We start from the raw sequence: 15,170 nt of genomic DNA, 5'->3' as shown, positions 1-15,170 counted from the left end.
GCATGCGAAGCAAGAAGCGTTCCCTGGCATACGGTGCTGCCACTCTGGGCCTCGCCCTGGCCGGCGCGGTACTGACGGCACCCTCCGCCACTGCCGCCTCGGACAACTACCTCCAGTTCGACCACCAGGCGGCGTCGCTCATCGACACCTGCTATGAGTGGAAGGGCCCGGAGGGCATCGAGAAGAAGAACTACTGCCACAACTACCGGCCGGTGGGCGACAGCTGGAAAGCATATTTCCCCGCGGAAGCAACCGGGGTCACGGTCCAGGTGCACTGGTCGGGCGGCTCCACACCGCTGTACATCAACGAGCCCGACAAGAACCACTGCTACCGGATCGAAGGAATACTCCCCAACATCCACGTCCTCGATTTGAAGTGCTGACCGGCTGATGCCGGGGCCCGTCGGTGTCTCCTGCCGACGGGCCCCGTGCATTCCACCGGGCGGCACTTCCCGGCCGAATTGCCCGCCGGAAACCTGGACACGGCACCCCCGCCTCCATAAGGTCCTCACCATGGTCCACAAAATCGAACCCGCCGCCGAGCCCCCGGTGACTCTCACCAGCCCCTACGACCTGCTGACCGGCTATCTCGATTTCTACCGGAACGCCGTGCTGCGCAAGCTGGAGGGAATGCCCGACGCGGAGCTGAGGGCCAGCCGCATGCCCACCGGATGGACGCCCCTCGGATTGTTGAAGCACTTGGCCTGTGTGGAATTGCGATGGCTGCAATGGGGATTCGAGGGTGAACAGATCGAAGAACCCTGGGCCGACTTCAAGACCCGTCCCGGACCGTGGCACGTGGACCCCGAAGAATCATTCGAGGACTGCCGAAAATTCTTCCTGGAGCAGTGCGACCGGTCCCGCGCCATCGTCGCGGCGGCCCGCCTGGAGGACCGGGCAGCCACCCTCGGCGGAAAAGTCCCGCCCGACGAGGACCGCCCCACCCTGATCTGGATCCTCTTCCACCTCCTTCAGGAGTACGCCCGCCACGCCGGCCATCTCGACATCGCCCGAGAGCTGGCCGATGGGGCGGTGGGGGAGTAGGAGGGCGTTTCCCGGCGGGACGGAAACGGCCTCATGTCGCGGCCGGCACCGCGCTATACCGTGTGGCCATGTCGGCGTTCATACAACAGCTCCCCGCCCTGATCGGCGTCGTACTCGGCGCCCTGGGGTCGTACTTCGTCAGCATGCGCGGCGATCAGGTCCGCTTCCGTCGCGAGCAGGCGGCCCATTGGGACGAGCGGCGGCTGACGACCTACGCCGACTTCGCCAGGGCGCTGAAGAAGAGTGTCACCCTGACGTACCGGATCGCCGCCCACCTCGGCAACGATCCTCACCCGCACCCCTTGTCACCCGACGAAGCGGCGCCACACCTGGCCGAGGCCACCGATGCCCGGGACCCGGCCGGGGAGGCACTGCTGATGCTGGGCAGCCCTGACGTGGTGGAGAAGGCCCGGGAATGGGTCGTCGTGGTGATGGAGATGGAAGGGTTCCTGCGCGACCGGACGCACAGCCCGGAGACATGGTCAGCCATGCTTCAGCGCCAACGCACCGCACGCGAGGGGTACTACGCGGCCGTGCGCCGAGACCTGGCGCTCCCCCCTGGCCACTCCGGCGAATGGCAGCTTGCGCCGCCCCGGACCGGCTGAGTACGCAGTGCCTTGGCGGGCCGGGCCGTCGCGCGCGGGGCGCCGATCCCGAGCGCCCCAAGGCATGCCCGGGTGAGCCGCGTCTCACCCCCGCGGTGCCTCTTGTCTATGCAACGAGTTGCATAGAAGGATCGGGATATGGCGCTTGAGCACGCGATTCTTGTCTCCCTGCTGGAGAAGCCGGGCTCCGGCTATGAGCTGGCCCGGCGGTTCGAGCGGTCCATCGGGTACTTCTGGACCGCCACCCACCAGCAGATTTATCGCGTCCTCAAGCGCATGGAGAGCGACGGCTGGATCGATGTCCGCGAGGTGCCGCAGCAGGCCCGGCCGGACAAGAAGGAGTACTCCGTCGCCGCTCTCGGCCGGACGGCGCTCGCCGAGTGGCTGCACGAGCCGATTGAACCGGAGAGCGTCCGGCACGACCTCGCGGTGAAGATCCGCGGTGCGGCCTTCGACGATCCCGCCGCGCTGATCCGTGAGGTCGAGCGGCACCATCAGATCCACTCCGACCGCCTCGCGCACTACCTGGCGGGGGAGCGGCGTGACTTCACCGGCCCCGAGGCACCTGCCACGCCCGACGCGGGCCAGGAACTCCAGCACGTCGTACTGCGCGGCGGCATCGCCTACGAGCGTATGACACTCGACTGGCTGGACGACGTACTCGCCACCCTCCGCCGACTCCGACCCGAGCGCTGAACCGGCGCCCGGGTGAGCAACACGTGTGCCCGGCCGCCGCGTTCGGGTCAGCTCCCGAGCTTTCCCCGTCCACCACCGCAATCCCCACCCGAGCCGGAAAGGCGAACACCATGGCCGACCCGCTGCTGTTCAACCCCCGCACCTACGACCCGGCGCACTTCGACCCCGAGACCCGCCGGCTGCTGCGCGCCACCGTCGACTGGTTCGAGAACCGCGGCAAGCGCCGGCTGATCGAGGACTACCGCTCCCGCGCCTGGCTGTCGGAGTTCCTCGAATTCTCCAGCAGGGAAGGGCTGTTCGCGACCTTCCTCACCCCGGCCTCGGCCGCCGAAGGGAACCAGGACAAGCGCTGGGACACCGCCCGGATAGCCGCCCTCAACGAGATCTTCGGCTTCTACGGGCTCGACTACTGGTACGCCTGGCAGGTCACCATCCTCGGCCTCGGCCCGGTCTGGCAGAGCGACAACGCCGCCGTCCGCAGCCGCGCGGCGGAACTCCTCTCCCAGGGCGAGGTGTTCGCCTTCGGCCTGTCCGAGAAGGCTCACGGCGCCGACATCTACTCCACCGACATGCTCCTGGAGCCCGACGGTGACGGCGGCTTCCGCGCCAGCGGATCCAAGTACTACATCGGCAACGGCAACGCCGCCGGACTCGTCTCCGTCTTCGGCCGCCGCACCGACATCGAGGGCCCGGACGGCTATGTCTTCTTCGCCGCCGACAGCCGCCACCCGGCCTACCACCTGGTGAAGAACGTCGTCGACTCCTCCAAGTACGTCAGCGAATTCCGCCTGGAGGACTACCCGGTCGCCGAGGCCGACATCCTGCACACCGGCCGGGCCGCCTTCGACGCCGCCCTCAACACCGTCAACGTCGGCAAGTTCAACCTCTGCACCGGCGCGATCGGCATCTGCGAGCACGCGATGTACGAGGCCGTCACCCATGCGCAGAACCGCATCCTCTACGGCCGCCCCGTCACCGCCTTCCCGCACGTCCGCCGCGAACTGACCGACGCCTACGTCCGCCTCGTCGGGATGAAGCTGTTCAGCGACCGCGCGGTCGACTACTTCCGCTCCGCCGGCCCCGACGACCGCCGCTACCTCCTCTTCAACCCGATGACGAAGATGAAGGTGACCACAGAGGGCGAGAAGGTCATCGACCTGATGTGGGACGTGATCGCGGCCAAGGGCTTCGAGAAGGACACCTACTTCGCCCAGGCCGCCACCGAGATCCGCGGGCTGCCCAAGCTGGAGGGCACCGTCCACGTCAACCTCGCCCTGATCCTCAAGTTCATGGGCAACCACCTGCTGAACCCGGCTGAGTACGCGCCCGTGCCGACCCGCCTCGACGCCGCCGATGACGCGTTCCTCTTCCGGCAGGGACCGGCCCGCGGTCTGGGCGCCGTACGCTTCCACGACTGGCGCACCGCCTACGACGCCTTCGCCGGGGTGGCGAACGTCGCCCGCTTCCGCGAACAGGCCGACGCCCTTTGCGAGTTCGTCACCACCGCCGCCCCCGACGAGGAGCAGAGCCGCGACCTCGATCTGCTGCTCGCCATCGGCCAGCTGTTCGCGCTGGTCGTCCACGGCCAGCTGATCCTGGAGCAGGCGCAGCTGACCGGCCTCGACGAGGACGTGCTCGACGAGCTGTTCGCCGTCCTCGTCCGGGACTTCTCCGCACACGCCGTCGAGCTGCACGGCAAGGACTCCGCCACCGAGGCGCAGCAGAACTGGGCGCTGGGCGCGGTCCGCCGCCCGGTCGTCGACGACGCCCGTTCGACCCGCGTCTGGCAGCGCGTGGAGGCACTGTCCGGGGCGTACGAGATGGCCCCGTAAGCACGCCGCAATCCGCCGCCGGCGCCTCGGTCCGGCAGGCTCAGCCCCGTCCGCACAGGTCGGCTGAGCCTGCCGCGCCGGGGCGCCGCTGCGCGAGCGCCGCCCTTCGCACCGACGGACGCCCGGGACTTTTCCGGCCTCCGCACACGCACCCGGAGACCCCTCTAGTATCGGCATCCTGATCAGTTCGCGCAGCGGGCGCAGGCCCGGGAGAGGGGTACGCGAGCGTGCAGCCCCTGAGGTGCCCGCAGCCGTCCGGAGACGGAGCCGGGGGAGACCGAACGGATCAGGGATCACCGTGACGATCCTCCCTGACCCCGCTGCCTCGCAGGCCCTTCTCATCGGCGTCCATGACTACGAGAGCATGCCGGCCCTGCCTGCCGTCGAGCGCAATCTGGCCGGGCTCACCGGGGCGTTCACCGACCCGGAGTTATGGGGACTGCCGCCCTCGCACTGCGTCGCCCTGTCCCAGCCGCCGAGCGCCCAGGAGGTGCTCGACACCCTCAGCCGCGTCGCCCTGTGCGCCACCGACACCTTGGTCGTCTACTACGCCGGGCATGGACTCATCGACCCGTACAGCGACGAGCTGTATCTGGCGCTGCCCGGCTCGGACCCGGAGCGGCTCTACAGCGCGCTGCCCTTCGAGTGGGTGCGGAGGGCGGTCCTGGACCCGCGGATCGGCGCCCGGCACAAGGTGGTGATTCTGGACTGCTGTTACAGCGGGCGGGCCCTGGTGGGCGGCATGAGCGGCACCACGCAGGTGGCCGATCACGCGCTGATCGACGGCACGTCCCTGCTGGCGGCCTCCGCACGGACACGGAAGGCGCTGTCCCCGCCGGGTGAGGAATTCACCGCGTTCAGCGGCGAATTGATCACCGCGCTGACCGAGGGGATCGCCGACGGGCCGCCCCTGCTGGACATGCAGACCCTCTACCGGCACCTCTACACCGCGCTGGCGGCCAAGGCCAGACCACTGCCCCAGCAGCGCAACCGCAACACCGGCGGGCTGATCGCCCTGGCCCGGAACCGGGCCCACCCCACCCACGCCGCCCCGCGCCCTCAGCCGCCGGCCGAGCAGTCACCGCCACCGGCCGAGCCGTCACCGCCACCGGCCGAACCGGCCCCCACGGCCACTCCCGCCCCCACCCCCGACCCGCGCAGCGAGGACCGCCCGCGGCCGCAGCCCCCAGCACCCCGGCCGCACCCGACGCCGAATACCGCCCGCGCCGCCGACGGGCGGAGTTCCCCGGGAGGTCCGGCCTCCGTCCGGACCAGGACCATCGCGGTGGTGTCGGCGGCACTCCTGGTCGCGGGGGTCTCCACCACCCTCGCTCTGCTGAATGGTGCGCAGGGAGCATCCGACGGAAAGTCCAAGGACGGCGCCACCGGGGCCACCTACAACGCCGCCGTCGGCCACATCCTCAAGCGAGGGGGCGCCAAGGGCGGCACGCTGAAGTTCGGCAGCGTCGCCGATGCCGATTCCTGGGACCCGCAGCGCAGCTACTCCAGCTCCGTAGCGAACTTCGCCCGTTACTACACGCGGCAACTGGTGACCTACGACCCCAAGGCGAAGGGCACCGCACTCACACCGGACCTGGCCACGTCCAAGGCCAAGATCACCGACCGCGGCCGGACCTACACCTATACCCTGCGCAAAGGGGTCACCTGGGAGGACGGGTCGCCCGTCACCTCCGAGGACATCAAGTACGGCATCGAGCGGCTCTGGGCGACGGACGTCATCACCGGCGGACCGAGCTACCTGAGGGAGGTGCTCGACCCCGAGGGAACCTATCGGGGCCCGTACCAGGACACCTCGGCGAAGGGCCTGACAGCGATCGAGACGCGCGGTCCCGGAACCATCGTCTTCAAACTGCCCCGGCCCAACGGTGACTTCGAGCAGATGCTGGCCATGATCGCCGCCTCGCCCGTGAAGAAGAGCCAGGACACCAAGGCCAAATACGGTCTCAGGCCGTTCTCCAGCGGCCCGTACACCTTCCGTTCGTACCATCCCGGAGAATCGCTGGAGCTGGTGCGCAATCCCCACTGGAAGCGGGGGGCCGACCCGATCCGTAATGCCCTCCCGGAAACCATCACGGTCCGGATCACCGGCAACCAGGAATCCCTGGACAGTGGTCTGACCAGAGGCGATTTCGACCTGGCGCTGGGCACCACAGGGCTGGGACCGGCCACCCGAGCCAAGGTGCTGCCGGACCGCGACCTCAGCAAGAACCTGGACAACCCGCGGTCCGGCTTCGTGCGCTACGCGGCCTTTCCGCAGACGGTCGAGCCGATGGGGAACCTCCACTGCCGCAAGGCGGTTGCCTACGCCGCCGACCGCCGGAGTCTTCAGACCGCGCTCGGTGGCGCCGCAGCGGGTGGCGACCTCGCACCGAGTCTGCTCCCGCCCGGCATCAGGGGCGCCGACCCCGCTTTCGATCCGTACGGCGTGCTCAAGAAGAACGGCGGCGCGCCGGATCTGGCGAAGGCCAGGGACGAGCTGAAGAAGTGCGGCCGGCCGAACGGCTTCCCGACCACCATCGCGGTGCGCAACAACCGGCCGTCGGAGATCGACGCCGCCGAAGCGCTGACGAGTGCGCTGGGCAGGGTCGGCATCGAGGCGAAGGTCGACCGGTTCGACGCGGCGCGAACGTCCACCCTCGTCGGGTCGCCGAACGAGGTGCGGAAGCGGGGCTACGGCATCGTCATCACGAGCTGGGGTGCCGACTTCCCGACGGGGCAGGCCTTCTGGCGCCCGCTCGTCGACAGCCGGATGCACCCGCCGAGCGGCAACGCCAATCTGGCCGACGTCGACTCCCCGGCGCTCGACAAGCTCCTCGACAAGGCCGTCGCCGAAACCGACCCGGACGCGGCCGGAGAGACCTACGAGGAGATCAACCGCAAGGTCTCCGAGGAGGTCTTCTACCTGCCGTTCGTGCACGGCAGGTACGTCAGCTGGCGCAGCCCACGGTTGACCGATGTCCATGTCGCCGATGTCTACGGTGGCTACGACTATGTGCGGCTGGGCGTCCGCGGAGCCTGACGCCGCAGGCTTCACGGGACAAGCCGTCTGATCCCTACCTTTCGGGCATATCGGATATCTCCGGCTGTGCGGTGGAGCGCAGCGACTATCATCCGGACAAGCTCAGCCCGCACCACGACTGGAAGAGATGTGCTTCTGCTCCGCTCCTTGCAATCGCCGGGGCCGGTACGGATGACGTCGCTCGCACTTGCGGCGACGGGCATCGTGGCGCTGGTGGGCGGCTGCACGGGGAGCGGGGAGCCGCTGAGCGCCGGCCCCACCCCGGCCGCCTCCGCCCCGGTGCGGCTGTGGCCGGATCGCAAGCCCGCGCCGCAGCCCGAGCGGGGCAGGGGCGAGAACCTCCCTGCCGCCGTTCCCGGGGTGCCCCGGGTGCCGTCCGGGGACATCCGCAAGGCCCCGCTGCTCACCGTCGTCAAGGCGCAGGTGGATGCCGGCTCCGCGCTCGACGGCGGACGGCAATTCGACTCCGCCACCGAGAGCAGGATCAATGCCTGCGCCGACGCCCCGGACCACTGCCCGGTGCGAAAACCGCAGTACCAGGATCTGACCGGTGACGGGAAGCCCGAATTGATCGTGGGCATCGAGGCGCTGGACGACTCCCTGGCGCTCTGGGTCTTCACCCTGCGCCACGGGGCGGTGACCCGGATCATGGACGCCGGCGCGACTCCGCTCTCGGTGGAGGTCGCCAACGGCGATCTGATCCTGCGGGAGCCCACGGGCACCCCCGGGTACGCCACCCGCACCGTCTACGAGTGGGACCCCCGGACGCAGGCCATGACGCTGCGGGCCATGGAGTTCGACGAAGCGGACTCCGCCCCCTCCGCACCGAAGAGGAAGCCATGAGCGCCGGCCGGCCCCGTGCGCGGCTGCGGCTGCCCGCATGGACGGCGACGCTGTACTGGAAGTTCGCCGTCTTCGTCATCGTCATGTGCTGTGTGCTCGCCACGGTGGTCGGTGTGCTGGTGCACGTCCTGGTCGGCAGGCAGTCCGAAGACCAGGCCCGCAGCGCCGCCCTGGCCCAGCTCGACACCGTCGCGGCGGCGTATGTCGCCGGGGAGCCGCTCGGCCGCGACGCCGCGGTGAACCCCGCCGACCTCCCCGCCTCGCTCCGCACCATGGCGCGGCACGGCGAGCGCGGCACCCAGCTCGGCGAACACCGCGGCCGCCCGGTGATGTGGGCCGTCACTCCCGCCGACGGCAAGGCGCTGGCCGTCCACCTCGACCACACCCAGCGAGCCGCCGCGCTCCGCGGGCTGGACCGGGCCATCATCGGCTCCTCGGCGTTCGCGATCGCCCTCACCCTCCTCGTCGGGCTGTTCGCCGTCTCCCGAATCACCCGTCGGCTGCACCGCACGGCTCAGGTCGCCCGCAGGATCAGCACCGGCGATCTCGACGCCCGGGTGGACGATCCCCGGGTCCTGCGTCCCGACCAGGCCCAGGACGAGGCCGCCGCGGTGGCGGCCGCGCTCGACGCGATGGCCGCCGCACTCCAGGCCAAGCTGAACAGCGAGCAGCGTTTCACCGCCGATGTGGCGCATGAGCTGCGCACCCCGCTGACCGGGCTGCGGGTGGCGGCCGAGCTGCTGCCGCCCGGCCGCCCGACCGAGATGGTGCAGGACCGGATCGGGACCATGAGCCGGCTGACCGAGGACCTGCTGGAGATCTCCCGTCTCGACGCGGAGGTGGAGCAGGCCGACATCGACCTGCATCAGCTGGGGCCGCTGGCCGAGCGTGCGGTGCCGGCCACCGGGCCGGCGGCCGAGGTCCGCATCGAGCGGGACGCCCGCGTGGAGACCGACCAGCGCAGGCTCCAGCGAGTGCTCGGAAACCTCGTCGCCAACGCCCACAAGCACGGCCGCCCGCCGGTGATCCTGACCGTCGACGGCCTGACCATCACCGTGCGGGACCACGGCGACGGCTACCCCGACCGGCTCCTCGACCACGGACCCCAGCGCTTCAGCAGCCACTCCGGAAGCGGCAAGAAGACCGGCCACGGCCTCGGCCTGACCATCGCCGTCGGCCAGGCCAGGGTCCTCGGCGCCACCCTCCACTTCTCCAACGCCCCCGACGGCGGAGCCATCGCCGAACTCACCCTCCCCCCATCGCCCCCGTCCCGGGGCCTCCAACAGCCGAGGGGCGGGGACGACTCCTAGGCGTATTGACCATCGGGTCGTCCACGTAACCCCATCGGCACACGATCAACCCGCCCAGCACGCAGGCCCGGCCGGCAGTCTCACCTGCCGGCCGGGCCCCGCACCGCTCGGGCGCGTCGGAGGGGTCTCAGAACAGACCCTGCGTCAACGCGACCGAGTCGGGTACCGCGACCTCCTCGGGGGCGGTCAGGGGCATGATGCCCAGGATCTGGTGGACGACGTAGTGGGCCGACATCATGGCGCCTTCCTGCCAGCCGGGCAGGGGGGAGATCTGGTCGCCGGTGACGAAGAAGGCGTCGGTGCCCTCGGGTTGGAGCAGGCGTTTGTATGCCTTCTTGTGGGCGGGCTGTTGTGGTTTCCAGGCTGCCCAGCCGCCCAGTTGGTAGGGCACCTTGTGCCAGGCGATGGAGATGCCCTGCTTGTCGGGGACGAGCTCCTTGTTCTTGAATTCCGGGTGCAGCTGGATGGCGCCTTCGCGGGCCAGTTGCAGGCGCCTCTCGGGGGTGAGCTTGCCGAGGGTCTCGGCCGCGGTCCCGAAGTTGTAGGCGCCGGTCAGGGTTCCCTTGTTGGAGAAGTAGTCGTTGGACGGGTACCACATCTGGGTGATGTTGTGGCCGGTCCAGCTGATTCCGCCGTAGATGCCCTCGGTGTCGTCGGAGCCGCCGAGGTCGCCTTCCCAGAAGCGGCGGTTCGCCTGCCAGCCGACCTTGCAGGTCTTCTCGAACTCCACGGCGCGGAGCGCCTGCTCGAAGGGGTCCGAGAAATGGGTCAGTTTGATTTTGCGGAGCACCGGGACCGGGATGTTGCTGACGCAGTAGCGGGCGTCGTCCTGGAGCTCGTCGTCGCCCTTGCGGTACTTGAGGCTGACACCGAGGCCGCTCGCACCGATTTCGATCTCGCGGACCTCGGCGCCCAGCACGATCTTCGCCCCGGCCCGTTTGGCCTCCCGCGCCAGTGCCTTGACGATGTGGTCCATGCCGCCGACCGGCTGGAACATCGTCGCCTGCCACAGATAGTCGACGGGCTGGTAGAAGCGGGTCTTCCAGAAGCCCGAGTGCACCAGGTCCTCGAAGGACAGCGGCGGGGCCGGGGCCGGCCACTCCGCGATCTCGGGGCTGTCCAGATAGCCGGAGCGCGTCGAGCCCCGGTACTTGCCGTTGGCGTCGAGCGCGCCGAACACCCTCAGCAGATCACGGAGTTCACTGGTGAAGGTGTCCCCGCCGGTCAGCGTCTCGGCGAGCCTGGCCGCGAGGTGACCGCGGGTGTCGTTCGCCACCCGCCGGTTGGGCCAGGTCACCTCGGCATGCGGCGGCCGGACCCGGTTCGCCGTGGTCTCCATGACGTACGGCTCCAGCGCCACACCGAAGTCCCGGCAGTACTTGAGCACCCGGCGGTGGTGGTACGGGATACGGCCGGGCCCGAGGTTGAGGTACAGGCCCTCGTCGAACTCGCAGCGGTGGGTCGGCTTGGGCGTGCCGTGCTCATCGAGTTCGTAGAGCTGGTCGCCGTGGCGGGCGGTGCGGTTACGTCCGCCGATGCGGTCCTGCGCTTCGAGGACGGTGACCCGGTAGCCGGCCGTGCTCAGCTCGTACGCGGCTGTCAGGCCCGCCACACCGGCGCCCAGGATCAGCACCTTCGCGCCCGCTCCCGGGGTTCCGGCGGGCCGTACGGTGCCGGTCCACCCGGTGGCCTCCGGCCCGGACAGCCCGCTCATGGCGTGCCGCAGCGCCTTCGCCGAGTCGTCCACGGGGGCCTCCGCCACGGGCCGCCCGGCGCCCCGGCCGGTCATCGCCTGCTCCGTTCCGACGCCGCACGGGCGGGCGGCGGACAGTTCTCGGCGACCTTGTACTTGAGCGCCTCGGGATAGTCGTGCCGGTCCAGCTGCACCCGCACCACGATCGGGCCCTGGTTGACCGCGTCGCTGGGTTCGGCGATCCGCGCCAGCAGGGTGGTGAGTTCGTCGTGCCGGCGGACCGCGAAGCCGTGCATCGGGTGCTTGGCGGAGCCGAAGACATCCGCGAGCTTCTCGTACCGCCAGGGGTGCAGTTCGTTGTAGAACTCGGCGCCGTCGGAGCGCGGTGCGCCCTCCTGGTAGTAGCAGGGGTGGACCAGCATCTGCTCGATGCCGTAGAACGCCTCGTTGTCCAGGACGAACACCACCGGGCGCAGACCGTGCCGCACATGCGTGGACATCTCCTGGCACGTCTCCTGGAACGAGCCGTCGCCGACGAAGACCATCGGCCGCTTCTTCGCCTGGCTCCGGCCGAGCGCCACCCCGGTGGCCGCGCCGACCGAGTAGCCGATGGACAGCCAGCTGTTCTGTGCCACGTACGAGGCGCGCTCGGCCATCCGCAGATTCATCGAGCCGATCAGCGCGAACGCGGCGTCGCACACCACCGTGAACGGGTTGCTGCGCTCGTCCGGCGGCTCACTGGTCTGCGCTTCGAGGAAGGCGTTGAGGTGCCGGAAGAGACTGTCGTACGTCAGGTTCTCCGGGTACGGTCCGCCGGTCTGGGTGGCCAGGTAGGCGTCGGTGCTGTCGGGGACCGCGAGGCCCGCCTGATGGGCACGGGCGAAGTAGTCCGCGGCGAAGGCACCGTCTCCGAACTCGGCCAGCAGGCGCTCCCGCAGCGCGGGGAGGAACCGGGCGAGCTGCACATCGGGGAAGTACGACGCGCCGACATGCACCCCGTCGTGGGCGGCGACCGCCCAGTCGTCACCGATCGACCGCACGCCGCCGAGGTTCTTGGAGGTCGCCCACGAGCCGAGGCCGATACGGCAGCCCGCGTTGTTGAAGACCTCGGCGACCTTCGGGTTGCTGGCCTTGCCGTTGTAGACGCCGGAGAAGCCCGGGGTGTACTCGGACACCACGGATTTGGCGCCGATGGTGGTGCAGAACGGGATGCGGGTCTCGTGCACCAGCCGCTCGAACTCGTCGGACAGCCGGAAGCGGTCGATCTCCTCACCGGCCCACAGGATCGGGTTGCCGTACCGCCGGATCAGTTCCACACAGGCGTCGACCGCGCGGTCGAGCATCTGCTGCTTCTGCACGGTGACGGGCCGCTCGCGCCGCGTCAGCCGGCCCTGCGGCGCGGGACACTGCGCTCCCCAGACGTCATCCATGACCTCCAGATAGACCGGCCGCCGGTGCGAGAGGCACGCGGTGATCGCGCTGTCGATCTGGCTGGGGGCCAGCCCGGGGTTGGAGATGGCCTGGGCGTCCACGGTCACCTGGCGGTAGACCTCCAGGTTGCTCTCCGGGCGCTGTGACATATGTGAGGTGAGCAGGCCGATCGCCTGCTGGTTGAGCCACTGCTCGTAGGAGGGAGCGGCGTTGATCGCGATCAGCGGCACATACTCGGCGAAGGCCCCGCCGATCGAGTTGAGCAGGTTGAACGCGCCCACGCTGTAGGTGACCGCGACCGCGCCGATGCCCTGCTCGCCGAGCGCGATCTCCGCGTCGGCGGACTTCACCCGGGCATATCCGTCCGCGGCCTGGCCCGCGCCGCCCTCGGTGGGGGTGCCCACCCAGCGCACCGTGGTCTTCTCGTGCAGGGTCGACAGGAACGGGCCCAGGTGGTCGCCCGGAACGCCGAACAGATGGGTGATACCGAGCTGTTCCAGCCGGCGGGCCAGATACTCGGCCACCGTGCAGGTCGGGGAGGTGGTCATGACGTCAGCACCCCCTCGCGCGGCTGATCCGGCGATCCGGCGGCGGCCCGGCGCTCGCGGGGAGCCGTGGCCCGTGCGCCCATGGTGCTCTCGTCCGCCGCGGGCGCTTCGTGGACGGCGAGGGCGGCACGTACGGCCGTCTCCACCGCACCCTCGATCCAGGCGTGCTTGAGCGACACATGCTCACCCGCGAAGTGCACCGGCCCCTCGGGCCGCACCACATCGAGGTGGAAGCTGGTCATCTGATGCGGGGTGTAGACCGCGGCCTCTCCGCAGGCGTACGGGTCGCGCAGCCAGCTCTGGGTCTGGCCGGCCCCGGTGTAGAAGACCTCGATCCGGCGGCCGTGCACCGACTGGAGGTTGAGCAGGGCGTAGCTGTAGCGCTCGGCGTCCTCGAAGGAGTCCCAGCGCGCGGCGTCGTCCGACCAGGAGTAGCCCGCCAGCACCACGCCGCCCTGACTGCCGGGGACGGGGTGCGAGGGGTAGTACATGAAGCGGTTGGGGTTGTCGGTGGTGGAACCGCCGCCGTAGGCATGTGTGGCCGGGCGAACGCCGGCGCCCAGCGGGGAGTTGCGGTAGTACTCCACCTGCTGCGGGCTGATGCGCTTCTCGTCCACGCTGGGGTGGGCGCCCAGCAGCCCCGTGGGCAGCTCCCGCAGGCTCTGCGGAACGGCCAGCGCGGCCTCCGCGTCGTCCTCGCCCTGCTGCTGGTAGTAGTCGTACAGCCCCGGCGCGATGGCGTCGAGCTCCCGCTTCCAGTCCTCCTCGGTGAACTCCCACCAGCGACGGGAGAATTCCAGCAGCACCTTGGTCGCCTGGTCGTAGTGCGTCTCGATGACGGCCCGGCGCTTCTTGTACGAGAACGGCGGGGTCACGGTGGTGAACCGCAGGCTGGAGAACGGGATGGTGACGATCGCCAGGTCCCCGGTCCAGGTCTCCACCGGGCCGTTCGGGTCGCCCTCGGGCACGGTCTGGATGGCGACGGCGGGACCGCCCGGTCCGGCGAGCCCACCGTGATGGCCGTCGCGTCCCGGGTCGTAGTACTCCAGCCGGACCATCCGCTGGCCCATCACGATCTGGTCGCGCAGATCCTTGGCGAGCGCCTCCGGGAGCTTCCGGCTGCCGCCCTCGATCTCCCAGTAGGTGGCGGCGGGATCGATGTCGCTGCGGCCCAGGAAGCTGTGGAAGAAGGCGAGGTGCAGCCGCGAGGTCATGTTCTCGATCGTGCCGATCGCCTCGATGGCCTCATCGCTGAACCCGGCGTACTCGCGCAGGAAGCGGCCCATGGAGAAGCCGTCGAAGTCGCGGACGACCCCGGCCCAGCCGTCCAGCCACTCCTTGAACGGCTTGTTGACGCGCTTTCCGTCGCTCTGCAGCACCGAGTAGTAGTCGCGCACCGGCTCCAGCGCCTGGTTGACCATCTCGGACACGGTCAGCCGCGATTCGCAGCCGGTAAGGTGGAAGCCCTCGTTGATCTGGGACGGGTCCTTGGCGTAGTGGGCGCGGCGCACCTGGGCACGGTTGGTGCGGATCCAGGTCTGGTTGCGCTTGTCCGGCTCCCGGAACTCGGGGCTGGGGTCGCCGTACGTCCAGATCTTGCCGTCCTTGAACGACTTGTAGATCACCGGCGGCACGGGAGCGGTCTGATTGCCCGTCGACGGATCGATGTCGACATTGAAGAACAGCCGCCGCTTCAGGCCGAGTTTGTCGATCAGCGCCAGCGTCAGCGGATGGAAGCTGGGCAGGCGCATCGCCCCGGCCTCCGCGTACTGCGCGGGGTCGGTGAAGGGCGGCGGCTCGCCCTTCTTGGCGTGGAAGGTCTTGATGCGGCCGCCGACCCGGTTGGCGTTGGCCTCCAGGATGGTCACATCGTGACCGGCACGGGTCAGCAGATCGCCGGCCACCAGACCGGCGATGCCCGCTCCGACGATCAGGATGCGCTTGGGGACGGCGGGGCGCTCCAGCCCCTTGTCGATGAGCACTTCGAGGTAGCGCAGCTTGAGGTCCTCGTTGGCCGGCTCGGGGCCGACCAGCAGCAGTTCACGGGCGAGCTGCTGATAGGTCTTCTCGTTGGTGCGCTCGGCTCCGGTGCGCTCATCGCGGAGGTCACGGCGGATGTCGCTCATGG

The 15,170-nt window shown here is 69.7% G+C and carries 11 protein-coding genes; 8 read left to right on the top strand and 3 right to left on the bottom strand.

Annotated features, from left to right (window positions below):
- The first annotated feature begins 2 nt into the window (after positions 1 to 2).
- The 8 genes from ACZ4XD_RS04920 to ACZ4XD_RS04885 all read left to right on the top strand — a co-directional run bounded on the left by ACZ4XD_RS04920 (position 3) and on the right by ACZ4XD_RS04885 (position 9,370).
- Complete coding sequence (locus ACZ4XD_RS04920) at positions 3 to 383, top strand: hypothetical protein (RefSeq protein ID WP_468038234.1); 381 nt, start codon at positions 3 to 5, stop codon at positions 381 to 383.
- A 130-nt stretch (positions 384 to 513) separates the two neighbouring features.
- Positions 514 to 1,044 carry a DinB family protein gene (locus tag ACZ4XD_RS04915; RefSeq protein WP_468038232.1) on the top strand — a complete coding sequence of 177 codons (531 nt, stop codon included), beginning with the start codon at positions 514 to 516 and terminating at the stop codon, positions 1,042 to 1,044.
- A 68-nt stretch (positions 1,045 to 1,112) separates the two neighbouring features.
- Positions 1,113 to 1,649 (top strand): hypothetical protein, encoded by a 537-nt coding sequence (locus ACZ4XD_RS04910; RefSeq protein ID WP_468038230.1) that lies wholly within the window; start codon positions 1,113 to 1,115, stop codon positions 1,647 to 1,649.
- Between the two features lie 138 nt (positions 1,650 to 1,787).
- On the top strand, positions 1,788 to 2,345 hold the full coding sequence (locus tag ACZ4XD_RS04905) for a PadR family transcriptional regulator (protein ID WP_042157996.1): 558 nt from the start codon (positions 1,788 to 1,790) through the stop codon (positions 2,343 to 2,345).
- A gap of 110 nt (positions 2,346 to 2,455) precedes the next feature.
- Positions 2,456 to 4,177, top strand: coding sequence for an acyl-CoA dehydrogenase family protein (locus tag ACZ4XD_RS04900; RefSeq protein ID WP_468038228.1), 1,722 nt, complete (start codon positions 2,456 to 2,458; stop codon positions 4,175 to 4,177).
- Between the two features lie 298 nt (positions 4,178 to 4,475).
- The gene (locus ACZ4XD_RS04895; protein ID WP_468038226.1) at positions 4,476 to 7,217 is read left to right on the top strand and encodes a caspase, EACC1-associated type; all 2,742 of its coding nucleotides are present in this window, start codon (positions 4,476 to 4,478) and stop codon (positions 7,215 to 7,217) included.
- Positions 7,218 to 7,388: 171 nt separating this feature from the next.
- Positions 7,389 to 8,060 (top strand): hypothetical protein, encoded by a 672-nt coding sequence (locus ACZ4XD_RS04890; protein ID WP_468038224.1) that lies wholly within the window; start codon positions 7,389 to 7,391, stop codon positions 8,058 to 8,060.
- Positions 8,057 to 9,370 (top strand): sensor histidine kinase, encoded by a 1,314-nt coding sequence (locus tag ACZ4XD_RS04885; protein WP_468038222.1) that lies wholly within the window; start codon positions 8,057 to 8,059, stop codon positions 9,368 to 9,370. Before ACZ4XD_RS04890 ends, ACZ4XD_RS04885 begins: the two co-directional genes overlap by 4 nt.
- Positions 9,371 to 9,497: 127 nt before the next feature.
- Here the strand turns inward: ACZ4XD_RS04885 and ACZ4XD_RS04880 are convergent, their stop codons facing one another.
- Genes ACZ4XD_RS04880 through ACZ4XD_RS04870 form a run of 3 tightly spaced genes read right to left on the bottom strand, consistent with a single transcriptional unit; the run spans position 9,498 to position 15,168 of the window.
- A complete protein-coding gene (locus tag ACZ4XD_RS04880) occupies positions 9,498 to 11,159 on the bottom strand; it encodes a flavin monoamine oxidase family protein (protein ID WP_468038221.1) in 1,662 nt (553 codons plus the stop codon).
- Positions 11,156 to 13,042 carry an alpha-keto acid decarboxylase family protein gene (locus tag ACZ4XD_RS04875; RefSeq protein ID WP_468038219.1) on the bottom strand — a complete coding sequence of 629 codons (1,887 nt, stop codon included), beginning with the start codon at positions 13,040 to 13,042 and terminating at the stop codon, positions 11,156 to 11,158. The genes ACZ4XD_RS04880 and ACZ4XD_RS04875 overlap by 4 nt, the downstream gene beginning before the upstream one ends.
- Entirely contained in the window at positions 13,039 to 15,168 is a 2,130-nt protein-coding gene (locus ACZ4XD_RS04870; RefSeq protein WP_468038217.1) for a flavin monoamine oxidase family protein, read from the bottom strand. Before ACZ4XD_RS04870 ends, ACZ4XD_RS04875 begins: the two co-directional genes overlap by 4 nt.
- Between the last annotated feature and the right edge of the window lie 2 nt (positions 15,169 to 15,170).

The organism is Streptomyces sp. NPDC029466, assembly GCF_055574515.1.
The sequence above is the reverse complement of the archived record's forward strand: the minus strand, read 5'-3'. Positions and strand labels throughout refer to the sequence as shown.

Coding starts and splice junctions, on each gene's coding strand:
- ACZ4XD_RS04905 (WP_042157996.1), top strand. CDS start 1,788: ATGGCGCTTGAGCACGCGATTCTTGTCTCCCTGCTGGAGAAGCCGGGC.
- ACZ4XD_RS04880 (WP_468038221.1), bottom strand. CDS start 11,159: ATGACCGGCCGGGGCGCCGGGCGGCCCGTGGCGGAGGCCCCCGTGGAC.
- ACZ4XD_RS04910 (WP_468038230.1), top strand. CDS start 1,113: ATGTCGGCGTTCATACAACAGCTCCCCGCCCTGATCGGCGTCGTACTC.
- ACZ4XD_RS04885 (WP_468038222.1), top strand. CDS start 8,057: ATGAGCGCCGGCCGGCCCCGTGCGCGGCTGCGGCTGCCCGCATGGACG.
- ACZ4XD_RS04870 (WP_468038217.1), bottom strand. CDS start 15,168: ATGAGCGACATCCGCCGTGACCTCCGCGATGAGCGCACCGGAGCCGAG.
- ACZ4XD_RS04890 (WP_468038224.1), top strand. CDS start 7,389: ATGACGTCGCTCGCACTTGCGGCGACGGGCATCGTGGCGCTGGTGGGC.
- ACZ4XD_RS04900 (WP_468038228.1), top strand. CDS start 2,456: ATGGCCGACCCGCTGCTGTTCAACCCCCGCACCTACGACCCGGCGCAC.
- ACZ4XD_RS04920 (WP_468038234.1), top strand. CDS start 3: ATGCGAAGCAAGAAGCGTTCCCTGGCATACGGTGCTGCCACTCTGGGC.
- ACZ4XD_RS04915 (WP_468038232.1), top strand. CDS start 514: ATGGTCCACAAAATCGAACCCGCCGCCGAGCCCCCGGTGACTCTCACC.
- ACZ4XD_RS04875 (WP_468038219.1), bottom strand. CDS start 13,042: ATGACCACCTCCCCGACCTGCACGGTGGCCGAGTATCTGGCCCGCCGG.